Consider the following 25,774-nt stretch of genomic DNA (forward strand, 5'->3'; position numbering starts at 1 on the left):
TCTCAGTTTTCAGTGGGTCATTTGTAAGCCAGTATTCACGGTGACCTGCCGAAAACTGAAACTGAAGACTTTTTACAATGACTCTCGAATCCCTACGTAGTGAAATCGACTCGCTCGACGACCAACTCCTGACGTTATTAAATCAGCGAATGGAGCTTGTGCGTAAAGTAGGTGAGCTGAAACGCTCAACCAACGCCGTTATCTATCGACCCGAACGCGAAAAGCAAATCATTGACCGCTTACACAACCAGAATAATGGGTTAATGAATCGGGCGGCCATCGAAGCAATTTTTCTGGAAATCTTTGCGGTATCTCGTAATCTGGAATTACCCGAGCGGGTTGCCTTTTTAGGGCCTGAAGGAAGTTTTACGCATCAGGCCGCCGAGAGTCGGTTTGGTGCTATGAGTAATTACGTGGCTCTGCCAACGATTCGGTCGGTGTTTGAGAGCGTTGAAACGGGCCGGGTTCGGTTCGGGGTAATACCAATCGAAAATAACCAGGAAGGTATTGTGGAAGAGGCTATCGATCTCTTGCTGGAGAAAGACCTGTCGATAGCTGCTGAGGTGAAGATTCCGGTCCACTTTACGTTTGCTACCCAAAGCGAAAATCTGGCCGATATCACACATATCTATTCGAAGGATATTGCTTTTCGACAATGTAGTCGGTTTCTGAGTGATTCGTTTGACGGGTTGCAGGCTGAGATGGTGCCGGTCGAATCGACATCAAAAGCTGCTAAGCTGGCCGCTCAGCACCCCCATACAGCCGCTATCTGCTCCCATATTGCCGCCAAATTATTCGATGTGCCCATCCTGTTCGACAATATCGAAGACAGTGATCTGAACCGCACGCGATTTCTGATTCTGGCAAAAGACTTTAAAAACCAACCCAGCGGAAACGACAAAACGTCAATTATCGCCAAACTGGCCAATACGGAGTCGCCGGGGGTATTGGCTAAATTCCTGCAGGAGTTTGATGCGCAGAACATCAATTTGACCAAAATTGAGAGCCGCCCACTACGCGATGGCGCTACGTTCCGCTACTGGTTTTTGATTGAATGCGAAGGCCATGTCAATGAACCGCATTTACAGGAGATTCTTAAAAAGCACGGTGCCGAAGTGAAAGTATTGGGTAGCTACGTGCAGGTGGAGTAACTATAGCCTTGTATTTACTGTTCTCCTAAAAATCGTGCATCTATGGAAGCGAACACACAATCTGAAGGACCAGATAAATTAGATCGAATTGTTGAAGCCCGAATGAAGTTAAAGCGTCGGTTCGAAGAGAAGATGGCGCAAACTCCATCGATGGTCGATGAGAAACCTCGGGGTTCTGGTCCGCCAAATCGTCATGGTATGCCAACGGTTCCTGTTGGGCAGACCGTTACAACCAAATGGCCAGTGCTGGATCTGGGCTATCAGCCGAGTATTCCGCTCGATAAATGGCAGCTACATATCGATGGTGAAGTAAACCATCCAGTACGTTTAAAGTGGGAAGACCTGATGGCATTGCCGCAGGTGGAAGACACAAGCGATTTTCACTGTGTTACTACGTGGTCCCGTTTAAATGTTCCTTGGGTTGGTGTACGCTTCATGGATTTGGCTGCTTTGGTTGATCCAAAGGGGAGTGCAACACATATTATGTGTTACGGCTATGATGGCTATTCAACGAACGTATCGCTCGAAGAAGCCCTGAAACCCGACGTATTACTGGTGCATACGGCCGACGGAGAGCCATTAACTCGTGAACATGGCGGCCCGTTACGTATGATAACTCCACAACTATACGCCTGGAAAGGCTCGAAGTGGATCAAACGAATTGAATTTCTGACAAAAAATCAACTTGGTTTTTGGGAGGAGAGAGGGTACTCGAATACGGCCTACCCCTGGCGTAATGATCGCTATTCATAAAAAAGCATCCAGCCGTTATCGACTGGATGCCTGTTGATAAAGACGAGCTGCAACGTAACAGTTGCGGCTCGTTTCTTTTTAAGACTCAATGAAGCCGTAGCAGAGCATGTGGCAGATCGTCATCTGTGCATCTTCAACTCGCCCGTAGTGTTCATCCTGCACAATAATCACTTCGTCGGCAACGGAGGCCAGACGACCACCTTTACCGCCAACGAGCGCTATCGTGGTTAAGCCATGATCTTTGGCCCACTGAACAGCTTTCACTACGTTCGGGGAGTTTCCGCTAACGCTGAGCGTTAATACCAGATCGCCGGGTTGTGCGTAGTTGTGTAATTGCTGTACGTACACGTCTTCATACGCATAATCATTGCCCAGCGCGGTTATCCAGGAAATACTTTCGTTCAGCGACATACAACGAAAACGCTTTCCCATCCGATCCGATGCACTTTTGCCAAGATCCGTAATAAAGTGTGATACGTTCGACGCACTACCTCCATTACCGAAGGCAAATAGCTGACGATCTTCCTGCCAGCACGTTTTGATCAGGTTAATAATGTATTCAACCTGATCGATAGGGATGGCATCATAGGCGGCTTTCTGCCGTTCCAGATACGCTTCAAAATAGGCCTTATTCATAGGGAAATAAGTTGATCAGGCCATAATTTTACCCAACGCATTGTCATATAATGCGTGCGATTCGGAAAGAGTCAGGATACTCGCATTATCGATGACAAACGAATCGGCCGTAACGGTTCCTAAAAAGCGGAATGGTAGAATCGTATCTTCCAGATAGGCTTCGAATTGTTTCTGGTGTTCGGGCAAAACCGTTACAACAACCCGGCTCTGGCTTTCGCCAAAGAGGAAGGCATCGGCCCGGTACCGATCGTCCGTCAGGATCTGGAAACCTTTGTTGCCAGCCATAGCTGACTCGGCCAACGTAACAAACAAACCACCGTCCGACAGATCGTGGGCTGAATTGAGCCAGCCATTACGGATCGATGTTTTGATCGCTTCCTGAACGCGCCATTCCGAATCAAAGTCGAAGAATGGAGCAGGAGAAGCCTTAATGCCACGGAACGAATAGAGATATTCAGAAGACGCGATATCATTCGTCGATTGGCCAACCAGATAAATCAGATCGTCTTCATTCTTGAAATCGAGTGTCATCCGGTGAGCTGGGTCTTCCATCAGTCCCAGCATACCGATCGTTGGGGTTGGGAAAACCGGACCATCATCGGAACTCTGGTTGTAGAAGCTCACATTACCACCCGTAACCGGCGTGCTGAACCGACGGCAGGCTTCGCCCATGCCCTGAACGGCTTCCACAAACTGCCAGTATACTTCCGGTACGTATGGATTACCGAAGTTCAGGTTATTGGTTACGGCCAAGGGTTCGCCACCGGTACAAACAATGTTACGGCAGGCTTCAGCCACGGCAATCATAGCTCCCTGGCGTGGGTTTGCATTAACGTAGCGGCTGTTACAATCGACGGTAATCACAATCGACTTATCCGTGCCTTTTACCCGTACTACGGCTGCATCGGAGGGAGCGTTTGTGCTGCGGTTGGCGGTTCCAACCATCGAATCGTACTGCTCGTAAATCCACTTGCGGGAGCAAATGTTCGGATGAGAAAGCAGATGCGTAGCTACTTCTTTAATCTCTTCTTTTTCGATATCATCGACATCGGATGCATCGAATTTGGCAAATTCCTGAATGTAGGCTGGTTCGCTGTATTCGCGGTGATATTGTGGAGCGCCACCACCTAATACAAGGTCATAAGCTGGAACATCGGCTACCAGTTCGCCGTAGCGATAGAAGTGAAGACGCTGGGTATCGGTTACTTCGCCAATTTGTGCGCAGTTCAGATCCCACTTATCAAAAATGGCCTGAATAACATCTTCTTTACCTTTCTCAATCACAACCAGCATACGCTCCTGCGATTCAGAGAGTAAAATCTCGAAAGGAGCCATATTAGGCTGACGGGTTGGCACCTTATCAAGGTCGATAATCATACCGTGTTCGCCCTTGGCACTCATTTCGGACGTAGAGCAGATAATGCCGGCAGCGCCCATGTCCTGAATACCAATAACGTAACCCGTAGCAATAATTTCGAGGGTTGCTTCCAGCAGTAGCTTCTCCATGAATGGGTCGCCAACCTGTACGGCAGGCAACTTGTCGGTAGAAGCGGCTGAGATATCTTCCGATGCAAACGTAGCGCCGTGAATACCGTCTTTGCCCGTTGCTGATCCAACAATAAATACAGGGTTACCAACGCCGTAGGAAGTGGCTTTAGCTACTTTATTCACTTCTACAATGCCCGCCGAGAACGCATTGACGAGCGGATTGGTATTGTAGCACTCATCGAAATAAACTTCACCACCAACAGTAGGAATTCCGAATGCATTACCGTAATCGCCAATTCCTTTGACTACTCCACGTAGCAACCGCTTCGTTTTGGCCAGTTCCAGACTACCGAAACGTAGTGAGTTTAACTGCGCAATGGGGCGGGCTCCCATGGTAAAGATATCGCGGTTGATACCACCTACACCCGTTGCGGCTCCCTGATAAGGTTCCAGAGCGGATGGGTGGTTATGCGATTCAATTTTGAACGAGCAGGCCAGACCACCGCCGATATCGACCAGTCCGGCGTTTTCTTCTCCCGCTTTAGCGAGCATTCGATCCGAATCGCGCGGCAGGGTTTTCAGCCAGACAATTGAGTTCTTGTAGGAACAATGTTCTGACCACATTACGGAGAAAATACTTAACTCAGTAAAATTTGGCCGACGACCCAGAATTTGGTTGATGCGATCAAACTCGTCAGGTAGTAATCCTAACTTACGGGCTGTTTCGAGCGTGGGGAGTGATTCAGTAGCGTCCATTTTGGCGAAAAAGCGAAAAAATAACAGAGCTGGTGACTATCAGTGGATTAGATGTTTCGAACAACTCGTCTGTTCTTTCGCTCATTGAAATGATTGCCCAAAATTACGTTTTTTTAGCGGAAAATGGCTGTGGGAGGGTTGACAAATCTCAAAACGCTCGTATATTTGCACCCAGAAAGAGAGATGGCAGAGTGGTCGATTGCGTCGGTCTTGAAAACCGAAGACTGTAACAGGTCCGGGGGTTCGAATCCCTCTCTCTCTGCGAAAGCAAATTACTAGCTTACTGGTTAACAAAAAATGCCCCAGCTTTATAGTTGGGGCATTTTTTGTTAAATGGTATTTTGTCGCCCAATTCGCTTTTAGGTGTAGCTCCAATGAGGTAGTACAGAGCATTGCTCTCGCTGAAACCAGCTTATGTACTACGTAGTACACAAGCAACAAGGGCTTGTTTGAGGTGTGGTGAAGAATCGCAGTTACGTATTGTACAAGCGTTCAGGTTGCATACCCACCTGCGTAGGATCAATTTGGACTCAATTGATCGAAGTTGAAAGGGGAATCGGGTAAAACCGTGCTATTCCAATACGTTCGGATGGAGGTTAATAGGTTTTTCCATTCGGCTAATTCCGCTGGTTTGCTTAAATAGCTGGCAGCGCCGAGCATATAAGCATCGTCGATATCTTTGCTCGATTGACTGCCCGAGAGCACAATAACCGGAATCAGGCTGCCTAAAGGCTGATCTTTGATGAACTCCAGAAACTGTAGGCCCGTTTCGTAGCCGAGTAAATAAATATCTAAAACGATTAGCTTAGGCCAGGCACCATCAATGTTGTAATAGAAGTCTGTAGCTTCTTTGAAACTGGTTTTATGAATAAACTGGGCTTCTGGAAACGCTGTTTTAGAAACCCGTTGCATAATGTCAGCAGTCGTAGAATCGTCTTCTACCAGCAGGATGGGAAACTCGTCTTGGCTTAGTTGTCCCGTATATAACATGAGCAGAAGAATTAGTTTATTAACAAAGAAACAACAGATTACGGCTTTTGTGAAAAAAGTTTATTGAATAACCGGCTAGTAAGTACTCTTTGGCTTTGCTTCGACTTATGAGTTAGGTAGTTAACGCGTAAACTGAATAAATTAATTTTCGGCTCGTTTGTATTTAGCAGCAATGTTGGGAGCCGATCTAAGCGTATAAAAAGCCTAGCCACCCGACTGATGCCGACCAGCGTAGCGACTATAATAGGTACGGCCGGAATCGCGCTGAATTCCGGCCGTATGTATAGAGTAGGTAATGAAGACGTACACTACGGTCCGGTACTGCCACCCACCTTGGTTACCATGCTGCTGGTAGTAAACGTAGTGCCCTGAGTGCCGGGCGAATACGTACCGCTGGTGTACAGGCCATTGATAGCTGTTCCGTTCGATACGTTTCCACCCGTATATACTTTGTAGGTTTGATTGCTTTTCAGTTTAGGGCTGGAAAACAACATCGTATTATAAGCTTTGGGAATCAGGAACGTAAGAGCTTCGGCACCATCATTGGATTGAATATGAATCAGCTGGTTTGCCGTGCCACTGCCTAGTATAACGGATGGCTGCGTACTGACGCTGGCTGTCGGACTGCTCGTATTACCGGCAATTCCAACCAGAATTCCGCCGGTAACTTTAAACGTATTTCGGTCGCAGTCGAACGAACCTTCCGGGTTGCCAGCCCCTACGGCTATAACTTTTCCGCCCGTAACGGTAATCTTGCCGTTCGAGTCAATCGCGTCATTCGACGTACTATAGGCGTAGATGGTGCCGCCGTTGATGTAAATGAACGTACCGGCATTCAATCCATCATCGGCTGTTTTGGTAATGATTGTCCCGTTGTTGATTGTCATCACACTTTTACTTTCAATGCCTTCACCAGCACTCGACGTTACGTTGATCGTACCCCCATTGATGGTCAGATACGGGTCTATGGTTGTGTCGGTATCATACGTAGCCGCAATTCCTTTGTCGGCAACGTTGATGGTAAATGTACCATTGTTGATCACGATATAGCCTTCTTCACACTGAATGCCATCGCCCGAGGTTGTCATCGTAATAGAGCCGCCGTCAGCAATAAATGCATCGTTGGTATGAATACCGTCAGAAGCGGCACTGGTTATGGTTATGTTGCCGCTGATAATGCGGACGTAGTCGTCGCTACAGATGGCGTGTTTGTAGTTGCCTTTTAGACTAAGCGAGCCATTACCGCTGAAAATGAGCTGCCCCTCGCTAAAGAACGTCGCTTTCATATCCTCAGTGCCAGAAGCGGTATACGTAGTGCCGTCGGTTAACGTATTGGTTGTGTTGTCGGTTAATACCACAAAGGCACGTTTGCTGGACTGGATGTTGATAGCCGGCCCATCGATATTGGTGATATTGACCCCATTTAGAGTGAGTTTGAATTTTTTGTCGCTATAGATTTTCACCGAACCGTTGGTTGTTGTACCCGTCAATACGTACTCAACGGCCGACGCTGTCGAATTGATGACGACATCGCCGTTCGATTCTGTAATTGTTACTCCTCCGCCCGATAACGGATTCGTGATGCTGATCGTACTACCAAACGTGATGGTTACGGTAGACGAAAAGGTTGAATTAGCCAACAGGTCTTCCGTGTTAGCGGCCGTATCGGTATTACCCTCTTTTGCGCTGGATGTTGTACTAACGCTGTCGATGACGACAGAACCAGTCGAAATAGTGCCTGTTGTGCTGCCGGGAGTAGTGGTTCCGCCGTCGGCGGCTATATCATCACTTTCTTTGGAGCAGGAGCTAAGCAAGCTAGTCGCTATTAGACTGAGCGCTACGAACGTGGCCAGGCGTTTTGGGAGTTTATGGGCCAGGCGGCTTATAAATCCATTTACTGAACATTCACTGTATGTCATATTGGTATCTGGAATAGAGTAAAGTATCTATACCTCGGTACGCCCGCAAAGGGTAGAATCGTTGCTAATCGTGATGCAGTTGCGGTGAACACGCCAATTTTGCCGGTTAATTGGCTACGTTGCCGTTTGGCGGAGGCTGTAAGTCAGGCCGAGATACCAATCAGCAGCAACCCATCTAAATAGACGTAGTACCAATAGTCAGATGATTGGCGGCTAATTAGTCGGGCGGTTAAGAGCAACACAATCATAGGCAGCGCCAGACCCAGGCTAATTAAGGCGGTTAAGCCGTGGTTATGGAGGGCAATCAGCGTCAGGAAAAAACAACTGGCAATACCGATTTCAAAGGTACGGACCTGCTTTTCGTTCAGCATTGATACAATGGTTAGCCATTTTGAGTGCCGGTCATCGACCCGGTCGCGGTAATCGAACCACAAGGCAATGCTGTAAATGAGAAAAAAGCGATTTAGAAACCAGTTTACCATGATTACCCAGTCAAACGAATGCGGCACCAGGCTAAAAAAGAACGGTAAAACAGACGTAGCATACGCCCAAACCAACGCTAAATACGCTGTCTTCAGGATAGCGATTCGACGCAGAACGTAAAAAGGAGGCCAGTCAATTTTGGGAGCCGTATAAAGAAAGGTTAACAGTACAACCGGCAGCAGGACCCGTATATGGGCCCTCAACTGAACCAACACGATCAGACAAACAATGGACGCTCCGGCAAAGATACCCATCAGAAGCCGTTTGTGCTGATGATTCCAGCGCCCTCTATGGGTTTGATCCGCTGATGAGTCGGTCAGATACCAGTGAAGCGAATAGCTGGCTAGCGTACCCGTAAACAGTAAAATGAAAAGCGAATCAGGAACTTGTAAACGAAACAAGCGAGTCGTAGCCAGACACATTACTACCGCACAAAGAGCTATGTAGCCATTGCCAAAGATGACCAGATGAAAAACGTTTCGCCAAAAACGAAGCAATAACTGCCACATGCTACTGTAAGCTTCCCTGAAATTAGGACAGTGTAGGATTAGACTCCTAAAAAGCTAATTTTAAACTGTGCCATGAAAAAGAAACTATTTACCGAAGCCCAGATTGTGGCTGTCCTCAAACAGTACGAAGGGGGACGAGAAGCTATGGACGTTTGCCGTGAGTACGGCATCTCGAAAGCTACGCTATTTAACTGGCGTAAGAAGTACAGCGGCATGGAGACTACCCACCTGAAGGAACTTAAAGCGCTTCAGGAAGAGAACCGTCGGCTCAAGCAGATGTACGCCGAACTCAGCTTGGACTACAAGCTCGCTAAGGAGATCATTGGAAAAAAGCTCTGAGGCCCTGTCAGCAGCAAGAATTGGTGGAATGGGCGGTGAACAAAAACGTATCAGTGGACAGGGCCTGTCGAGTAGTGGGTATGCATCGATCTAAATGGTACTACCGAAGCAAGAGGGACGACCAGTTAGTGGTTGAGAAGTTGCAGATGTACGCAGCCAACTACCCAACTCGTGGCTTTGATAACTACTATGGAAAGATCCGGAACGAGGGGCTTAGATGGAATCGCAAACGAGTGTTGCGAGTGTATCGGTTGCTGAATTTGAAACATCGAAGGCGGCATAAACGACGGCTACCTGCGCGAGTAAAACAACCTCTACAGGTGCCAGAAACGATCAACTTCAGTTGGAGTATGGATTTTGTGGCGGATGTTCTAGTTAATAAGCGAAAGATCCGGGTTCTGACCATTATTGATGACTGTAGTCGGGAAGTACTGGCAGCTCATGCTGATTTTTCACTACCTGCTCAAAAAGTGGTCGATGTTTTAGATATGATTGCTCAAGAACGTTCTCTGCCTAAACGGATTAGAGTGGACAATGGGCCGGAATTTATCGCAGATAAGTTTCAGCAATGGTGTAAGGCCAATAACATTATACTTCAATACATTCAACCCGGAAAGCCCATGCAGAATGGCTATATTGAGCGGCTTAATCGAACCTATCGGGAGGACGTATTGGATGCCTATTTGTTCGAGACACTTGAGCAGGTTCGGATTATATCGGATGAGTGGATGGATCAGTATAATCGTTTTCATCCTCATCAGTCATTGAATGGTTTGGCACCAGTCACCTATGCTAGGCAAAAAAAGTGATGAAAGTCTAAATGCTTGCTGCCCTAATTTAGGGAAGGCTACACTACCTAATAACCGGATTCGTAAAAATAAGACAGGTAACTGAGCTATAGGTTGGACCTTTATAACTACAAACGCAACAAAGTGGCTTATGACCACCCGGTTCACGATAAAGTTAGGGGCACAATGCCGAGGTTTTCGTGTAGGGGACGGTTCATTCGATACAGTTTTGTAGCTTTACTGTTTCGTTCGGAAGAATGAAACAGGTCTATAGGGCCTTGCCTTATTCGTTAGTTGTATTAATTACTCACGCACTCCTTGAATCTACCAGCCGATCATATTCGCCTGTTATTTGGCCTGAAAATGCGTCAGATGCGAATCGATAGGGGACTGTCGGTTAGCGAACTGGCCCAGCAGGCTGGTTTGTCTGTCTCCTACGTTACTGAAATCGAAAAAGGACGTAAATATCCTAAAGCTGACAAGATTTCTGCGCTGGCAAATGCTATGCAGGTCGACTACGACACGCTGGTATCGCTGAAGCTAAGCAAGAAACTAGAGCCGATTTCGGATCTGTTACGGTCTAAATTCCTGACCGAAATTCCGCTTGAGCTTTTTGGCATCGATCCGTCCGATTTGCTTGAGCTACTGGCCGAAGCACCAGCCAAGGTTAGCGCCATGATCCGTACGTTTATGGATATAGCGCTGAGCTATAACATGAGCGTGGAGCGGTTGTATCTGACGATGCTACGTTCTTATCAGGAAATGCACGACAATTATTTTCCTGATATTGAAACGGAAGCCGAACGATTTCTGAGTGAGTTTACGGCGTCGGGCCAAGCCGTTGGGGAGGCCCTGCTGGTGAATTTGCTCAAGACGCGGTATGATGTTCACATTGAATTTTTTGATCCGCTCACGCAGCCAGAACTGGGGTCACTACGTTCTGTTTTTCGGCCAGAACACCGACGGTTGTATCTGAATGTAAGTCTTACTACTGAGCAACGGTCATTCATTCTGGCTCGAGAGGTGGGTTTTCACTATCTAAGCCTGAAAAACCGACCTTATACGTACTCGTGGGTAGAAGCCGAGTCGTTTGAGCAGATCCTAAATAACTACAAGGCTTCTTACTTTGCCGGTGCTATTCTGATTCGGAGAGACGTACTGGTTGACAAACTTACGGCCCTATTTGCCCGCGATACGTGGAGCAACGATGCTTTTCTGCAATTAATCACTGATTTTGGTTCAACGCCCGAGCGGTTCTTTTACCGGCTCAGTAACGTGTTGCCGAGCCATTTTGGCATCGATCAGCTCTTTTTTTACCGGTTCAACCATACCGTTGGGCAGACAACGTTCCAGCTCACAAAAGAGATGCATTTGTCGCGCCAGCAGGGGCCACGGGGCATTGTTGACGAACACTTCTGCCGTCGCTGGATTGCCTGGACCATCCTGCAGGAGTTGCAATCGTTGCAGCAAAAAGGATTCGACGGAACGCTGTGCCGGGCTCAACTTTCAGAATATGCCGATTCGGGACTACAGTTTCTGATTATTTCGGTTGCCCATCCTTTTCAGCCGCAGTTTCAGCAAAATATCAGTGTGTCGATGTGCTTTGCGGTGAATGATGCTCTGAAAAGTAAGATGAATTTTATGAATAAGCCGTCGGCAGATATTCCGTTTCGGGTTGTTAATGAAGCGTGTGAGCGGTGCGGAATTTTTGACTGTCGAGAGCGGGTGGCGGCTCCCATTGTGCTGCAGAAGAAACGGCAGTTTGCGGGTATGAAGAAAGCAATGGAAAAGTTAAAATAAGGCAGGACGCCGTGTTTCAGCTGTGAAGCGGGCACCAGACTCTGGTGCCCGCTTCGTTTATTTACTCGTTGGTATACCAATCTGTACGCCGACATTAACCGTGAAGAACTTGGACGTATTATCAAAGCTTATATTGTTGACACCCCCCAGGTTGACACTGCCATCTTTATTGCCAAAAATAAAGTTATAGGCTCCTTCTGCAAAAATACCCAGGTTGCCTAGTGCCAGCATAAGCCCTATTTTAGGGGCAGCTCCCGCATTGGTTGAGCTGATCTTGCTGCTTTCCTGCCCATTAAATTTAATGCGATAACCCGTTGCATATACACCCGCGTCGACGCCAACGTAAGGACGCAGGAAACCGTCCGACAGATAATAGTCGAGCATAGCGGTTATGGGTATAATGGAGCTTGTGTATTGAAAGTTTTGGTTTGCTACGCTGAAATCGTATTTCTCTCCAAACGCTTTTACACCAACGCCAATAGCGAGCTTGGAGGATGGGAATATTTTAGCATTTAAACCGCCACCGTAGAATGTATCCGAGTTTTTTACGTCAGAAAAGGCGGCTGAACCGTTGATCCCTACGGAAAACTGAGCGAGAGCAGACTGGGTGGTCAGTGTGAATAAGCACACGCCGACCAACGTAGCGACTAGAGAGTGTATTGTTTTCATACAGGCAACCAGTTAATAATAACGATTGAGAACAAGTTGATAGATAGGTGGTTATGTTATGATTTGCGAATTCACTTATCGATTCCATCCACCTTCGTATATAATTAACCGTTTACGTTCTGAATGGTTTTAAAAGGATTGGCTACATAACAAATCAACCCGGCCGACTATCCTGTTAGGGACAATCAACCGGGTTGTCTATAATCGTTGAAACGGACCAGGCCGCTTCGATTCGCTTACGCGTTTTGCTTCATCCGAATGATGTTCAGAGCCGCACCGGCTTTGAACCACTCAATCTGACCTTCGTTGTAGGTATGGTTCACCAGGAACTCGTCGGTTGTACCATCGGCATGGTGCAGAACGATTTCGAGTGGACGACCTGGCGCAAATTCGGTCAGACCTTCGATGTCGATCACATCGTCTTCCAGAATTTTGTCGTAGTCGGCTGGATTTGCGAACGTTAACGCCAGCATACCCTGTTTTTTCAGGTTCGTTTCGTGGATACGAGCGAACGAACGTACCAGAATAGCGCGAACACCCAGGAAGCGAGGTTCCATAGCCGCGTGTTCGCGGGAAGAACCTTCACCGTAGTTTTCGTCACCAACAACAATTGACCCAATGCCAGCTGCTTTGTAAGCCCGTTGAACGGCAGGAACTTCGCCATACTCGCCGGTCAGCTGATTTTTAACGCTATTGGTTTTGTCGTTGAAGTAGTTCACGGCACCGATCAACATGTTGTTCGAAATGTTGTCGAGGTGACCACGATACTTCAACCAGGGACCAGCCATTGAGATGTGGTCGGTTGTACACTTGCCTTTTGCTTTGATCAGCAGTTTCAGGCCAGCAAGATCTGTTCCTTCCCAGGCTGAGAATGGAGCCAGTAACTGCAAACGATCGGATGTTGGGCTAACGATAACCTCTACGCCAGAACCATCTTCGGCTGGAGCCTGATAACCAGCGTCGTCAACAGCATATCCTTTTACTGGCTGTTCGATACCAGCTGGTTCATCAAGTTTAACCTGCTCACCGTTCTCGTTGGTCAACGTATCGGTCATTGGGTTAAACGTCAGATCACCCGCAATGGCAAACGCGGTCACGATTTCTGGTGAAGCCACGAACGCGTGCGTGCTGGCGTTACCATCGTTACGTTTCGCGAAATTCCGGTTAAACGACGTAATGATCGAGTTCTTGCGGGTTGGATCGTCCATATGACGCGCCCACTGACCGATACAAGGTCCACAGGCATTGGCCAGAACAACGCCACCGATTTGCTCGAACGTAGTAAGAAGGCCGTCGCGTTCAGCCGTAAACCGAACCAGTTCAGAACCTGGCGTTACGGTGAATTCGGCTTTTGCTTTCAGGTTTTTAGCCGTTGCCTGAGCCGCTACAGACGCTGAACGGGTCATGTCTTCGTAGCTGGAGTTGGTGCAGGAACCGATCAGACCAACTTCCAGTTTTTCTGGCCAGTTGTTTTCTTTAACGGCTTTCGCAAAGTTCGACAGTGGCCACGCCAGATCCGGTGTGAACGGACCGTTGATGTGCGGTTCGAGCGTATCCAGGTCGATTTCGATCAGTTGATCGTAATACGTAGCAGGATCGGCATAAACCTCGTCGTCAGAACGCAAATGCTCTTTAACGGCATCGGCGGCATCGGCGATGTCGGCCCGGGTGGTTGCCTTCAGGTAGTTGGCCATCTTCTCGTCGTAGGCAAAGATCGACGTAGTAGCACCGATTTCGGCACCCATGTTACAGATCGTTCCTTTACCCGTTGCCGATAGACTTTCTGCGCCTTCACCAAAATATTCTACGATGCAGCCTGTTCCACCTTTTACGGTCAGAATACCAGCCACACGCAGGATAACGTCTTTCGCTGATGCCCAGCCACTCAGCTTGCCGGTCAGTTTAACACCAATCAGCTTCGGCATTTTCAATTCCCAGGCTAAACCCGCCATAACGTCGCAGGCATCGGCACCGCCCACACCGATCGCGATCATACCAAGACCACCGGCGTTTGGCGTATGCGAATCCGTACCGATCATCATACCACCTGGGAAGGCGTAGTTCTCGATAACAACCTGGTGAATAATACCAGCACCTGGCTTCCAGAAACCAATGCCATATTTGTTCGAGATCGACGATAAGAAGTCATAAACTTCTTTGTTTTTGCTCTTGGCAATGTCCAGATCTTTCTCGGCACCAACTTCGGCCTGAATCAGGTGGTCGCAGTGAACTGTTGATGGAACAGCCACTTGAGGCCGTCCTGCCTGCATGAATTGCAACAGGGCCATTTGGGCCGTCGCATCCTGCATGGCTACGCGGTCTGGTGCGAAGTCCACATAAGCCTTCCCCCGCTCAAACGCTTGCGTAGGTGTTCCTGCGAAAAGGTGACTGTACAAAATCTTTTCCGACAGAGTCAGCGGTCTGCCCACTGCTTGCCGGGCTGCTTCCACGCGTTCGCCAAGGTTAGCATAAACGCGCTGAATCATGTCTAAATCAAAAGCCATAGCAAATAGGATAACGGTATTACTGAAAGGTACACTCTAATGAAATAACCAAGGAATTCATAAAATGGATTCCGGTTTGTGGGCCAAAATTAGAAGATTCTGCCTCGTTTTGGAAATAATCTGACAATGAGTAACTATAATCGTTGAAAAGAGGCAAATAGCAGGGCCGTTTTCTCGGTTTATTATACGCTGCCTAATAAACCTGCGTGTTCACTATTCTATTTTTTAGAACTTTGTACTTTCGGGTATTTACGCAGGTTGAGTGCCCAGAGAACACACAAAGACACCTAAATTTATGAGCAAAAAAAACGCCCTTCTCTCAGTTGTAGCTTTGCTGGCACTGGGAATGACGTTTACGTCATGTAAAGATGAAGAGAATCCAACTACTATGCCTACGAGCACTCGGTTAACGGCGGTGTTGAATGGATCCAGTGAAAAACCGACTTCCACTACGTCGACCGTGACAGGTACGTTTACCGGAGATCTGAATGAAACAACCCGGGTTCTTAGCTATACCGTTACGTACTCCGGCCCATTTTCAACGTCGATGACGGGTGGACATATTCACCGCATCACCAGCACAACGGCCATGACTGGTGGAATCGAAATTCCGTTCTCGAATCTGGCCTCGCCGATCACGGGCTCCGCTACGTTAGCTAACCAGAACCGGGTCGACAGCCTCAAAAACGGCTTCTACTACGTTAATCTGCACACCGTTCAATATCCTGCGGGCGAAATCCGTGGCGATATCAAGAAACAGTAATTTTAATAAGTAAAGTAAGAACAAGGTCGAATAGAAAAGCTGATCGGTTTGCCGAAGCGGCAACCTATTCGGCCTTGTTCTTTTTACTTAAAAGCTTTTCACCCTTTCCGTCTCCCTTCCAGAATCCGATAGAATGATCGGCTGCGGATTTCGTCCAGAGTCAGGCCGGTTGCTGTTGCTTCTTCTTCCGAAATAGCGCCACAATTCATGGCTTTCAGGAAGAAATTAAGCAAACCCTGACCTGTAGCCGCGTCGTCGAAAATATCTTTTGTGAGGGTTGAAATAGCAGCTCGCTCCACAAATGTTTTCAATCGAAAGACGGCATCGTCATAACTACTCAGAAAGAAATTATACGTAGCCGCGTAGCGCATGGGTAACTGGGCCGGGTTCAAATCCCAGCCCTGATAGAAACCATTGATCAGCGAATGCATCGTATGATTATAGCCGGTCTTCCAGGCGTTATGCACGGCCATTCGATTTTCTGACTGTTGTTCAAAAGTGAGGGACTCTCCGCGGTGGGGACCAATGGGCATTACGTTCGTGGCACCGTCCGACAGAAAAATTCCCGTACCGCCCAGGGCTACCTTGGTCATATGGTGGGCGAAGTCGCAGACTGGATGAGCCATTGTCTGGTATTTTGCCGTTATGCCGCAGGACGCGGTGTAATCGTAGGTGCCAAAATGAGCCGCAATACAACGACCTTCACTCGCCTTGATGATACGCATCAGCGGGTTTCTGCCTTCGTCGTCCATAATAATCTGCGTGGCTTCCACCATTGTTTCCATTTTGAGCGTGCCCGGCGCCAGATTATTCGCTTTTTCCAGCAATTCGAAGAGACGTACCATCGTAATAACCTGTTCGGGAATGGTCACTTTGGGAAGCATTACCACAAAATTATCGGGCAGGACACCGCCTGTTTTTTCCAGTAGAGTCGACAGAAACAGGTCTAGCGTACGTACTCCTCTGAACTTCAGGTCTTCTGTAAACGGTTTGATACGTATGCCGATAAAGGGTGAAAGGGTTTTGTTTTTCATGCCCTCGGCCACTTCCAGCGCGGCCTCAACAGCGGTAGCATCTTCTTCGTCGTCCGGCCGATTGCCGAATCCATCCTCAAAGTCGATACGGAAATCTTCGACGGGCTCGGTCTGTAGTTTTTGGACAATCTTGTTGTAGACGGAATAAGCCAGCCAGGCAGGTTCCTGACGACGCGCTGCTTCCGATAAGCTGTCTAATCGATTGGTCAGATCTGCTACGTCTTTTCGCAGGTGAGGGAGTCGGTCATAGCCATCGAGTTGTAGTACGTTTGCCAGAACAACAAAATTGGGCGAGTACGTTTGCAGGCTTTTGAGCGCTATTTCGCCCATTCGTACGCACGTATCGGATTTAAATAAGTTGGCGCCACCATACACGGTATGAACGGGCTGGCGATCGGGTTTATCGCCTGGGTAAGTAGCCTGAAAGGCCAGGTTGGCCGGTTTTAAGGCATCAAGCAGGCTTGTTTTATCGCTTTCCTGGATCGATAATTTCATAGTAAAAGTGTTTCTGTTGGCTAAATGACTACGTTGTCATGAACCTCGGTACGTGGAAAACCCAAAAGGCGAGAGCAGGAGCGGTACGTGATAATGTTCGCCCGTGGTAACGCTAACGGCTATCTCAATGAACGGATAGAACGTAGCAGTATCGTGGTGCAAAAAATAAGCCTCGGTTTCGAAACGTAATTTGTATATACCGCTGGGCAGAATAATTTCTTTAGGAAGCAGATCACTGATTCGCCCGTCTGCATTGGTGATGCCTCGCCCGATTTCTGTCCATTCTCTTAGCTGTTGATAGAGCACAATGGTGATGCCTGCTGCGGGTTTTCCTTGCGTTACGTCGAGTATGTGGGTGGTTATTGCGCTCATTGGGTCAGTAATTTGTCAAGGCGGATTCGGGTAATCTTATTTTGTTCCTGACTGGCTATCAGGATTTCGTCGTCGGGCGAATTCGGCAATCGGGATTCCAGAATGTCGAGCATATCGTCGGCCGATTTTCCGGTAGCGCATACGATGAAAATGTAGCCAAATTTCTCTTCGTATAAGCGATTGCCCTCGGCCAATTTTTCGAGCGTCTCCGGCGAGGCTGTTGACACGCCCGATTGTTCATTAGCCGCCAGGGCTTCAGTATTGGCGTATTTTTTCTTTAATGAGTTTATGTCGCCGATTTTTGGGTGGTGGTCGAATGCTTCGCGCCAGTCGTTTTCGGAGCAGGCAAACCAAATTGCTTCGGCCTGCTCGAATAAACTTTCCCGGCTCTCAACCGGAAATAGTTTAGCCATTTCGTTCACCCAGGCCGTTGATCCACAGCAAGTAGTGAGTGTGGCCTGGAGCTGAACTAGCGGCAATTCATTTAATTCGGATAGGATCATAATTTACTATAGAACGCAGATCGTTATGATTTTTTATGATCTGCGTAAATCATATAAATCATACCGATCTGCGGGCTATTAATTAATTTAAATAGTTGTAGGAAAGCGATTTACGTTCTTGTAATAGATATAAACGGCGGGTTCTTTCCCCATGGCCGTAAACCATTGCTGGCAATACGGAGCCATCCAGATCGAATCTCCTTTTTTGATCGGGTACCAGTCTTTATCGAGCATGTACACTCCCTGGCCTTGTAAATAGATCAGACCGTGTTCCATGATGTGGGTTTCCACTAAAGGCAAATGCCCACCCGGATCGTAGGTGAAGATATTGACGGCCATGTCGAATGATAACGTATCGGGTAGTAGCACTTGCAAACGTAACGCCGGATCGCCCAGGTAGGAGGGCCCCTCTACCGTAGCGGCATCGCCAAAAAGAACAGCCGGTACGTCGAAGCCCTCCAGTCGTTCATAGACCTTGTGGAACGTCAGCAGTTGCGTTCCTGGTTTGGGCTGGCTGAAGGTGTACTGATGACCGATGGGTATATAAACAAACTGACCGGTCGTTAAGGGCTTCGTTTCGCCGTCTACCGTTGCGCTACATTCGCCTTCGATGACGTAGAAAAAAATCTGGGATTGTTGCGTGCTTCCAGTAAGCTGGCTGGTTTCGTTTAACGTAATCAACGTCTGGCACAGATTGGCGCCCATTTGTTCGTTGATAATGACATTAACCGTGCAATTATCCCATCCAGGAACACGACTGTTAATATAACCGTCGGGACTGATGACGGCGTGATTGCGTTTGACAACGGATCGGGTAAGGGCTGAAATTTCCATAGGTTATAGTTAACAAAATGGAACGCTGATTATTATGATGATTACGGTTCGTTATGATCGTAGAAATCAACGCTCTATCAATTCTTTTTCATGTAAATTATTGATAAACGTATCGGCAACCTGAAGGGCAGCCGCTAGATCTGCTAGTTCGACATTTTCGAGAGGATTGTGGCTGATGCCTTTAAAGCAACGGACAAATAACATAGCGATGGGGGCCACCTGCGAAATCGGAACGCCATCGTGCCCGGCTCCACTTACTAGCTGAATAAGTTCATAGTTATTGTCTTGAATGGCTTTCGCCAGCAACGTAGTGAAAAGAGGGCTGCAGACTACCGGAGCCGTTTCCTGAATGAAATGCCAATCTACCTGGATGGATCGTTTTTGCCCAATTTCTGCCAACGTATTCTGTAAGGATTGGCAGGCCGTTTCGAGAATAGCTACGTCGTTGCTACGTACGTCAAGGCTGCAACTAACGTCGCCGGGAATAACGTTACTGGCTGCGTTTACTACGTTTAATTTCCCAACCGTTGCCACCAGATTCGGTTGACTGGCACCGAATTGCTCAACGGCTAGCACGAACTCGGCGGCAGCGCACAGGGCGTCCTGTCGCATAGTCATTGGTACGGTTCCGGCATGGCCAGCCATGCCCCGAAACGTTAGTTCGATTCGTTTTTGGCCTGCAATATCGGTGACGATGGCGACTGGTACGTTACGTTCGTACAGTACCGGTCCCTGCTCAATATGAATCTCGAAATAACCAAGCCAATCATCTTTCGTAATGGCATCGGTTGGTAAAAATGCTACGTTACTTCCAATCTCCTGAATAGCGTTGACCAATAAGATGCCGGATTCGTCTTTCTTGTCGAGCAGCTCCTGGTCGAACGATCCGGCAACAACTTTGCTGCCCAGATACGTAGTGTGAAACCGGACACCCTCTTCGTCGCTGAAGGCAATCAATTCGATGTGAAACGGAAGCGATTGGCCGGATTGGATGATCTTTTCAACTACATCTAGCCCCATAATTACCCCCATAGGTCCGTCGAATTTTCCGGCATTCACGACGGAATCCATATGTGAGGCAATTACGAATGTTTTGGCGTCAGGGTTTTGGCTCACTAATCGGCCTCTTACGTTGCCAATGGCATCGACGCGGGTTTGCAGGCCAATTTGCTGCATCCACTGTTGAATAAGCCGACTTCCGGCCATGAACGCTGCAGAGCCAAACGTACGGGTAAGGTACGACGGATCTTCGCTAATCGACGCGAGTTCGTTGATTTTATAGAGTACATTTTCGGCGCGTCGCCAATAAGTCATCATGGTATCAGCGGAGAATAAGGTTGCCGGTATTTAATTGAGTGAATTGGCCATTGTCGAACACGTTTTCGCCACGCAGATACGTTTGCTCCACTGTTCCGTGGAGTGCTTCATTCAGATACGGGGTCATTTTATGCTTATGCTGCAACAAACTGTCGGTAACGGTTAACGATTGTTCGGGATTCCACACAACCAGATCGGCGTCGTACCCTTTCGCTATTTTCCCTTTTTTGTGGCTCAGCCCGGCTAGGTGAGATGGTTTTTCGGAAAGCCATCTGGCTATATCGATTGCAGAGAAGCCGCGTTCCCTGGCGGCTGTCCACAAGACGGGCAAGGCCAGTTGGAGAGAGGCAATGCCACCCCAGGCTGTCATGAAATTACCACTGTCGATTTGTTTTAACGAAGGGGGAGCGGGCGAATGATCGGTTGCCACAAAGTCAATGATGCCGTCCCGCAACGCCTGCCACAATTGGTCGTTGTTTTCTTTCCCGCGAATAGGAGGAGCACATTTAAATTGCGTTTGTCCATCCGGAATCGTTTCGGCGTTAAAATACAGATAATGCTGAGCCGTTTCAACCGTAAGCGGTAAGCCTTTTTGTTTGGCTATTGCAATGGGGTCGATGGAGTTGGCCGACGAAAGATGGACGATATGCGTTCGGCAATTAAATTCTTCGCACAGCCGAATCATCATGGCAATGGCTTTGTCTTCCCACTCGTTGGGCCGCGATGACAGATAATTGGCATAGGAACGAACATCACCCGTTGCCAGTACGTCGTCGGTCGATAATTCGCAGTGTACGAGCAGCGGTACGTTATGCCGGGCAATAATAGGCATGGCTTTCCGTAAGTCTTCTTCCGTTACGTTCGGAAAATCATCGATGCCCGAATGCGTCAGAAAGGCTTTAAATCCCAGTACGCCCTTGTCAATCAGCTTGTCGATTTCGTTGGTATTACCCGGTACCAGTCCTCCCCAGAAGCCACAAGCTGTATGCAGTTTGCCATACGTAGCGGCAATTTTTTGTTCGAACGCTTCAACGGTTGTGGTTACAGGCGATGAGTTTAAGGGCATATCGACCAGCGTAGTGATTCCACCGGCAATGGCTGCGCGGGTGGCTGTGTCGAAGCCTTCCCAGTCTGTTCGGCCTGGTTCGTTGATGTGGACATGGGGATCAATAACGCCAGGCATCAGAATATTGTCCTGTATATCAACGACATCGACGGTATGTTCGGGTAGAAGTTCGGGAAGAATGTCGTCGATCAGGCCGTTTTTAATGTAAACAACTCCTTTCTGAACCCCGTCTGGTGTGATAATGGTATTTCCTTTGATGGCAAATTCTGTCATGCTGGATGAAATGCGAAACGTTGGAAATAGGACGTAGCACAAACGCCGACGGCTGCGTACCGGCTGTTTCGACGTATCGCTAATCAGACGTAACGTGTAAACCGAAGTAGTGAGCGATGTAGACTAAAAATAGAAAAATTATTTCTATTATAGAGTTTGATACGATCCAAAATAGCCGAAACAGCCATGAAGATTACCCTGACCAAGAATGCATACGGCAAGAATGCCGTAAACCTGTCTAAAATTATTCGGCATCCCGACTATCATGAATTCAGGCAGATTTCTGTTAATGTATCATTGGAAGGTGATTTTGAGACGGCCCATACGCTGGGCGATAATGCCAATATTTTGCCGACCGATACGCAAAAGAATACGGTGTATGCCCTGGCGAAAGACCACTTTACAGATTCAATAGAAAACTTTGGCCTCTATCTGGCGAATCATTTCATAGCCAATAATCCGCAGGTTTCGCAGGCTACGGTCGATATTGTCGAATACCCGTGGACCCGGATGACGTTCGATGGCGAAGCCCATCATCATGCCTACGTTGGCGGCAGTTCAGAAAAGCACACTACGTCGATTAGGCAAACAACGAATGGCGTTACGGTCGTTTCTGGCATAAAAGACCTGCTGATTCTAAAAACGACCGACTCTGGTTTTGAAGGCTATATCAAGGATCAATATACGACGCTGAAAGAAACCGCCGACCGGATTTTTGCCACGCAATGCGAAGCTACCTGGACGTATACGACTCCTGACCTGGAATTTACAGCGCTCTTTACCCGCATTCGGAAAATATTATTGAAAACGTTCGCTCACCATAAAAGTCTGTCGGTTCAACAGACCTTACTGACCATGGGTAAGGCTGTTCTGGAAGAAAATCCTGACGTGAGCGAAATAAGTCTGAAAATGCCCAATAAGCATCATATCCTGTTCAATCTGGAGCAGTTCGGAATGGAGAACAAGAATGAAATTTTCATCGCCACCGACGAGCCCTATGGTTATATCACGGGGACAATAACCAGAACGTAAGCCGCCTAGTTGATGATCATTTTCATAAAAAGCAAACAGTATTTATTCCGGTTTATTTTTTACCTGAATGATCTGGGCCGCAATACTCACCGCTATTTCTTCGGGCGCCTGGCTATGAATCGGAAGGCCAATAGGCGCATGAATACGGTTTAGCTTCTCCTCCGTAATACCTTCTGCCCGATAGCCAGCGAATAAGGTGTTAATCTTGGTCTGGCTTCCCAGAACGCCAAAATACCGGAACGATTTGTCGAATAAGGCCCGAATCGCCTGATCGTCTGTTCGATAGCCAAATGTCATAACAACAACATATTGGTGATTGCCCGATGGAATCATGTTGTTTAGCTGGGCGTAGTCGTCGACAACGGTTTTGTCATGTGCTACGTCGTTTAGCTGCATGGTATGCAGATCGGGCCGATTGTCGTACACATGAATGCAAAAATCCATCGTCGACATTATCCGCGATAGTGCCAACGCGCAATGGCCTCCACCAACGATGAAGAGATGATTCGTAAAACCGATACGTTCCTGATAGCGCCAATCCTGTTCTGACCGTATCGTGAACTCATAGTCCGTTTCGGGTAACAGATCCGTTGAGAATTGAATACCGGACAGCGATAGGGTAAGCAAGCCTGTGTCGCCCTTCTTCAGACAGTTCACAATCGCCTGAACAGACTGGGCGTCGCTGGGCTGTACGCAATACTGTAAAATGGTTTGATCGCCAGAGCAAATCATGCCGCTCTGATTATGCGTTACTTTTTTGTCGTGGTATTGTGTCCGAATGGAAAGGGTAGCCGCCTTGTTTCGAAGCGTTTCTTTTGCCAATTCAATGAATTTATGCTCCATAATGCCACCACCGATAGAACCAGCCATCTCGCCAGGCAGATTGACGGCCATCAGAAATCCCTGCCTACCCGGACTGCTACCGTGGCTTTCCAGCACGTATAGAAGCATGACGGGTATATGTCGCAAAAGGCTATCATGAATTAGCTGCCAGGTGCTTAGCGCTTTCGGTTTGTTCATTCGTTACGGAATCTTCCTTCGCAGAGTTGTCATATAAAGCCAATAAAACTTTTTCAGGAGTCATTGGCGCATCAAACGGTATCGCAGCGGTAGAGTTAAATGCATAAATGGCGTTACGTAGCGCAAAATAGGCGCCGATACCGTACATCAAGGGTGGCTCTCCGACAGCTTTTGATCGGAAAATGGCCAGATTATCCTGCTCGGTTTTCAGGGGTTCAATGGCAATTTCTTTGGGAACAGAATAGATGTCGGGGACTTTGTAGGTCGATAAAGCATTGGACCGTAAACGCCCGGCTTTGTCATAGACGACTTCTTCCATAGTCATCCAGCCGAGTCCCTGAACGATACCGCCTTCAATCTGCCCCCGGTCGATCAGTGGATTCATGCTAACGCCAAAGTCATGGACAACTTTAACGGATTCCATGTCGTACGTACCGCGCAGACAGTCGATGGTCACTTCGACAATGGCTGTTCCGTAAACATGATACGCAAAGGGATGGCCTTTCTCCCGGCTGGCATCGTAGTGAATTTCCGGCGTAGCGTAATGGGCGTGTTCAGAAAGACTAACGCGCTTCGTGAATGCCTCCATCACCAGTCGATTCCAGTCCCAGTCGGTACGTTCGCCGTTCACATACACCCATTCGTCTTTCAGGATGATTTCTTCGGCAGACACCTGGAATTCTCCAGCAGCTACCACTTTTAATCGGTTAACGATTTCGGTACAGGCCATCTGCACTGCCTTTCCGTTCAGATCGGCCGTAGCGCTGGCGGCAGAGGGAGATGTATTGGCGATTCGATACGTACTGGTTGCTTGCAACTTAATGCGTTCTGGACGTACTGAAAACTCATGGGCCGCTACCTGGAGCATCTTGGTATTTACGCCCTGCCCCATTTCTACGGCTCCCGTGCTGACGCCAACGCTTCCGTCGGTGTAGACATGGACGAGTGCCCGCGCCTGATTCATCCGGGTGTTCGTAAATGAGATGCCAAAGCAGATTGGCATTAACGCAATTCCTTTCTTGTACAGTACGTTGGTGGCATTGAACGAATCGATTCGGCTTCTGATGGCACTGAGTTCGTACAACTCTTGGGCTTTGTTCCAGCAGGCATGTGCTTCACTCACTGCTTTCTGGCCGTAGGCAAATTCGTCGCCCGTTTTATTCAGATTTCTGGACTGAATGACTGATGCGTCAATGCCTAAGTTTTCAGCGGCTTTGGCAATGGCGGCTTCGATGACAAACATCCCCTGTGGACCGCCAAACCCCCGGAAAGCCGTGTTGGGTGGCAAATGGGTTCGACAGCTATAGGCCGTGGCTGTTACGTTCGGAATGAAATAGCTGTTGGTGCAGTGGAAAAGGGTACGTTCGAGAACAGCGGGCGACAGGTCGGCGGCCGCGCCTGCATTCTGGTAGAACGTAGCTTCGTAAGCAATGATACGTAGCTCATCGTCCAGCCCGATTTTGAAATCTGACGAATAGGGATGACGCTTGCCGGTCATGGCCATATCTTCCATCCGATGGAGCGAATATTTGACCGGTTTTCGGAGAATATGCGCGGCTAACGCACACAAGGCCGCCCACATATTGGCCTGATCTTCTTTGCCGCCAAAACCGCCACCGAGCCGCGTTACGTCGACATCAATCTGGTGCATAGCCAACCCCGACGATCGGGCAACGGCCCGTTGTACGGCGGTTGGTCCCTGTGTTGACGAATACAGCTTAATGGCGTTGTTCTCCTGCGGAATAGCGTAAGCTCCCTGCGTTTCAATGTACAGATGCTCCTGGCCGTTTGAGTCTGCCCGGCCCTTAGAAATATGCGTGCATTGTGCCCAGGCCGTGCTCGTATCGCCAAGCCGATGGGTTCGGGGACGGATGATCAATTCGCCCTTGGCATGTGCTTCGCGTGGATCAGTAATAACGGGGAGCGGATCAATGTCAACGGTTATTTTTTTTACAGCCGCCCTGGCTTGATCGTCGGCTTCGGCCAGTACGAAAGCAATGGGCATACCGACGTAGTGAACGTGATGTTCGGCCAGCAGTGGTTCGTCAGGCACGATACCCCCTATCTGATTTTCGCCCGTTACGTCCTGGTAGGTTAGTATTTTTACTACGCCGGGCATGGCTTCAGCCACCGACAGGTCAAGGCGTTTAATGATGCCATGAGCAATGGGTGAGGGAAATGCGGCTCCGAACAACGTGCCCTGAACTAACGGAATGTCGTCCAGATAAATTGATTCGCCCCGTACATGCGTTCTGGAATCTATATTTTTCATAATGCTAT

General features: G+C 48.3%; 20 protein-coding genes, 1 tRNA gene and 1 pseudogene. 7 read left to right on the forward strand and 15 right to left on the reverse strand.

What is annotated here, in order from left to right:
- Window positions 1-77: 77 nt before the first annotated feature.
- The gene (pheA, locus tag GK108_RS07195) at window positions 78-1,151 is read left to right on the forward strand and encodes a prephenate dehydratase (protein ID WP_163944992.1); all 1,074 of its coding nucleotides are present in this window, start codon (window positions 78-80) and stop codon (window positions 1,149-1,151) included.
- Window positions 1,152-1,193: 42 nt separating this feature from the next.
- Window positions 1,194-1,904: a sulfite oxidase-like oxidoreductase gene (locus GK108_RS07200; protein ID WP_163944996.1), complete on the forward strand. Its 711-nt coding sequence runs from the start codon at window positions 1,194-1,196 to the stop codon at window positions 1,902-1,904.
- Window positions 1,905-1,982: 78 nt separating this feature from the next.
- Here the strand turns inward: GK108_RS07200 and GK108_RS07205 are convergent, their stop codons facing one another.
- Both GK108_RS07205 and purL read right to left on the reverse strand, forming a co-directional pair.
- Window positions 1,983-2,540, reverse strand: coding sequence for a D-sedoheptulose-7-phosphate isomerase (locus tag GK108_RS07205; protein ID WP_163944999.1), 558 nt, complete (start codon window positions 2,538-2,540; stop codon window positions 1,983-1,985).
- Window positions 2,541-2,555: 15 nt separating this feature from the next.
- On the reverse strand, window positions 2,556-4,784 hold the full coding sequence (gene purL / locus GK108_RS07210) for a phosphoribosylformylglycinamidine synthase subunit PurL (RefSeq protein WP_163945002.1): 2,229 nt from the start codon (window positions 4,782-4,784) through the stop codon (window positions 2,556-2,558).
- 177 nt (window positions 4,785-4,961) lie between these two features.
- Here purL and GK108_RS07215 point away from each other — a divergent pair.
- Window positions 4,962-5,046 (forward strand) — tRNA-Ser (locus tag GK108_RS07215).
- A gap of 257 nt (window positions 5,047-5,303) precedes the next feature.
- On the opposite strand, the gene GK108_RS07220 is transcribed toward GK108_RS07215, so the two are convergent.
- The 3 genes from GK108_RS07220 to GK108_RS07230 all read right to left on the reverse strand — a co-directional run bounded on the left by GK108_RS07220 (window position 5,304) and on the right by GK108_RS07230 (window position 8,685).
- Window positions 5,304-5,774 carry a response regulator gene (locus GK108_RS07220; RefSeq protein WP_163945007.1) on the reverse strand — a complete coding sequence of 157 codons (471 nt, stop codon included), beginning with the start codon at window positions 5,772-5,774 and terminating at the stop codon, window positions 5,304-5,306.
- A 308-nt stretch (window positions 5,775-6,082) separates the two neighbouring features.
- The gene (locus tag GK108_RS07225) at window positions 6,083-7,693 is read right to left on the reverse strand and encodes a carbohydrate-binding domain-containing protein (protein ID WP_163945011.1); all 1,611 of its coding nucleotides are present in this window, start codon (window positions 7,691-7,693) and stop codon (window positions 6,083-6,085) included.
- Window positions 7,694-7,836: 143 nt separating this feature from the next.
- Window positions 7,837-8,685, reverse strand: a complete 849-nt coding sequence (locus GK108_RS07230; RefSeq protein ID WP_163945014.1) for a UbiA prenyltransferase family protein — start codon at window positions 8,683-8,685, stop codon at window positions 7,837-7,839.
- Window positions 8,686-8,757: 72 nt separating this feature from the next.
- Here GK108_RS07230 and GK108_RS07235 point away from each other — a divergent pair.
- Both GK108_RS07235 and GK108_RS07240 read left to right on the forward strand, forming a co-directional pair.
- Window positions 8,758-9,833 (forward strand): annotated as a pseudogene (locus tag GK108_RS07235) (IS3 family transposase).
- Between the two features lie 297 nt (window positions 9,834-10,130).
- On the forward strand, window positions 10,131-11,612 hold the full coding sequence (locus GK108_RS07240; protein WP_163945017.1) for a helix-turn-helix domain-containing protein: 1,482 nt from the start codon (window positions 10,131-10,133) through the stop codon (window positions 11,610-11,612).
- Between the two features lie 57 nt (window positions 11,613-11,669).
- Here GK108_RS07240 and GK108_RS07245 read toward each other — a convergent pair whose 3' ends face one another.
- Window positions 11,670-12,281, reverse strand: coding sequence for an outer membrane beta-barrel protein (locus tag GK108_RS07245; RefSeq protein WP_163945020.1), 612 nt, complete (start codon window positions 12,279-12,281; stop codon window positions 11,670-11,672).
- Between the two features lie 236 nt (window positions 12,282-12,517).
- Complete coding sequence (locus GK108_RS07250) at window positions 12,518-14,785, reverse strand: aconitate hydratase (protein WP_163945022.1); 2,268 nt, start codon at window positions 14,783-14,785, stop codon at window positions 12,518-12,520.
- Between the two features lie 295 nt (window positions 14,786-15,080).
- Here GK108_RS07250 and GK108_RS07255 point away from each other — a divergent pair, with 295 nt between their 5' ends.
- Window positions 15,081-15,548 carry a CHRD domain-containing protein gene (locus GK108_RS07255; RefSeq protein WP_163945026.1) on the forward strand — a complete coding sequence of 156 codons (468 nt, stop codon included), beginning with the start codon at window positions 15,081-15,083 and terminating at the stop codon, window positions 15,546-15,548.
- Window positions 15,549-15,646: 98 nt separating this feature from the next.
- Here the strand turns inward: GK108_RS07255 and GK108_RS07260 are convergent, their stop codons facing one another.
- The 6 genes from GK108_RS07260 to allB form a co-directional block, all read right to left on the reverse strand.
- Window positions 15,647-17,077: a DUF6986 family protein gene (locus GK108_RS07260; protein ID WP_163945028.1), complete on the reverse strand. Its 1,431-nt coding sequence runs from the start codon at window positions 17,075-17,077 to the stop codon at window positions 15,647-15,649.
- Between the two features lie 36 nt (window positions 17,078-17,113).
- Window positions 17,114-17,449 (reverse strand): hydroxyisourate hydrolase, encoded by a 336-nt coding sequence (uraH, locus tag GK108_RS07265; RefSeq protein WP_163945032.1) that lies wholly within the window; start codon window positions 17,447-17,449, stop codon window positions 17,114-17,116.
- Window positions 17,446-17,952 carry a 2-oxo-4-hydroxy-4-carboxy-5-ureidoimidazoline decarboxylase gene (gene uraD / locus GK108_RS07270; protein WP_163945038.1) on the reverse strand — a complete coding sequence of 169 codons (507 nt, stop codon included), beginning with the start codon at window positions 17,950-17,952 and terminating at the stop codon, window positions 17,446-17,448. The genes uraH and uraD overlap by 4 nt, the downstream gene beginning before the upstream one ends.
- 87 nt (window positions 17,953-18,039) lie before the next feature.
- Window positions 18,040-18,786: a (S)-ureidoglycine aminohydrolase gene (gene allE, locus GK108_RS07275; RefSeq protein ID WP_163945043.1), complete on the reverse strand. Its 747-nt coding sequence runs from the start codon at window positions 18,784-18,786 to the stop codon at window positions 18,040-18,042.
- A 66-nt stretch (window positions 18,787-18,852) separates the two neighbouring features.
- Window positions 18,853-20,103 (reverse strand): allantoate amidohydrolase, encoded by a 1,251-nt coding sequence (locus tag GK108_RS07280; protein WP_163945046.1) that lies wholly within the window; start codon window positions 20,101-20,103, stop codon window positions 18,853-18,855.
- A gap of 4 nt (window positions 20,104-20,107) precedes the next feature.
- A complete protein-coding gene (allB, locus tag GK108_RS07285) occupies window positions 20,108-21,442 on the reverse strand; it encodes an allantoinase AllB (protein ID WP_163945049.1) in 1,335 nt (444 codons plus the stop codon).
- 186 nt (window positions 21,443-21,628) lie between these two features.
- On the opposite strand from allB, the gene pucL reads away from it, so the two are divergent.
- Complete coding sequence (gene pucL / locus GK108_RS07290; RefSeq protein ID WP_163945053.1) at window positions 21,629-22,474, forward strand: factor-independent urate hydroxylase; 846 nt, start codon at window positions 21,629-21,631, stop codon at window positions 22,472-22,474.
- Between the two features lie 42 nt (window positions 22,475-22,516).
- Here pucL and GK108_RS07295 read toward each other — a convergent pair whose 3' ends face one another.
- Together GK108_RS07295 and GK108_RS07300 are read right to left on the reverse strand one after the other, a co-directional pair.
- Window positions 22,517-23,494, reverse strand: a complete 978-nt coding sequence (locus tag GK108_RS07295; protein WP_246224739.1) for an XdhC family protein — start codon at window positions 23,492-23,494, stop codon at window positions 22,517-22,519.
- The gene (locus tag GK108_RS07300) at window positions 23,451-25,766 is read right to left on the reverse strand and encodes a xanthine dehydrogenase molybdopterin binding subunit (RefSeq protein ID WP_163945055.1); all 2,316 of its coding nucleotides are present in this window, start codon (window positions 25,764-25,766) and stop codon (window positions 23,451-23,453) included. The genes GK108_RS07295 and GK108_RS07300 overlap by 44 nt, the downstream gene beginning before the upstream one ends.
- Between the last annotated feature and the right edge of the window lie 8 nt (window positions 25,767-25,774).

Origin of the sequence: Spirosoma terrae, assembly GCF_010435915.1 — a bacterium.
GTDB lineage: Bacteria > Bacteroidota > Bacteroidia > Cytophagales > Spirosomataceae > Spirosoma > Spirosoma terrae.

Coding starts and splice junctions, on each gene's coding strand:
- purL (WP_163945002.1), bottom strand. CDS start 4,784: ATGGACGCTACTGAATCACTCCCCACGCTCGAAACAGCCCGTAAGTTA.
- GK108_RS07255 (WP_163945026.1), top strand. CDS start 15,081: ATGAGCAAAAAAAACGCCCTTCTCTCAGTTGTAGCTTTGCTGGCACTG.
- GK108_RS07205 (WP_163944999.1), bottom strand. CDS start 2,540: ATGAATAAGGCCTATTTTGAAGCGTATCTGGAACGGCAGAAAGCCGCC.
- GK108_RS07245 (WP_163945020.1), bottom strand. CDS start 12,281: ATGAAAACAATACACTCTCTAGTCGCTACGTTGGTCGGCGTGTGCTTA.
- GK108_RS07230 (WP_163945014.1), bottom strand. CDS start 8,685: ATGTGGCAGTTATTGCTTCGTTTTTGGCGAAACGTTTTTCATCTGGTC.
- GK108_RS07280 (WP_163945046.1), bottom strand. CDS start 20,103: ATGATGACTTATTGGCGACGCGCCGAAAATGTACTCTATAAAATCAAC.
- GK108_RS07260 (WP_163945028.1), bottom strand. CDS start 17,077: ATGAAATTATCGATCCAGGAAAGCGATAAAACAAGCCTGCTTGATGCC.
- pheA (WP_163944992.1), top strand. CDS start 78: ATGACTCTCGAATCCCTACGTAGTGAAATCGACTCGCTCGACGACCAA.
- GK108_RS07300 (WP_163945055.1), bottom strand. CDS start 25,766: ATGAAAAATATAGATTCCAGAACGCATGTACGGGGCGAATCAATTTAT.
- GK108_RS07295 (WP_246224739.1), bottom strand. CDS start 23,494: ATGAACAAACCGAAAGCGCTAAGCACCTGGCAGCTAATTCATGATAGC.
- pucL (WP_163945053.1), top strand. CDS start 21,629: ATGAAGATTACCCTGACCAAGAATGCATACGGCAAGAATGCCGTAAAC.
- uraD (WP_163945038.1), bottom strand. CDS start 17,952: ATGATCCTATCCGAATTAAATGAATTGCCGCTAGTTCAGCTCCAGGCC.
- GK108_RS07250 (WP_163945022.1), bottom strand. CDS start 14,785: ATGGCTTTTGATTTAGACATGATTCAGCGCGTTTATGCTAACCTTGGC.
- GK108_RS07220 (WP_163945007.1), bottom strand. CDS start 5,774: ATGTTATATACGGGACAACTAAGCCAAGACGAGTTTCCCATCCTGCTG.
- uraH (WP_163945032.1), bottom strand. CDS start 17,449: ATGAGCGCAATAACCACCCACATACTCGACGTAACGCAAGGAAAACCC.
- allE (WP_163945043.1), bottom strand. CDS start 18,786: ATGGAAATTTCAGCCCTTACCCGATCCGTTGTCAAACGCAATCACGCC.
- GK108_RS07200 (WP_163944996.1), top strand. CDS start 1,194: ATGGAAGCGAACACACAATCTGAAGGACCAGATAAATTAGATCGAATT.
- allB (WP_163945049.1), bottom strand. CDS start 21,442: ATGACAGAATTTGCCATCAAAGGAAATACCATTATCACACCAGACGGG.
- GK108_RS07225 (WP_163945011.1), bottom strand. CDS start 7,693: ATGACATACAGTGAATGTTCAGTAAATGGATTTATAAGCCGCCTGGCC.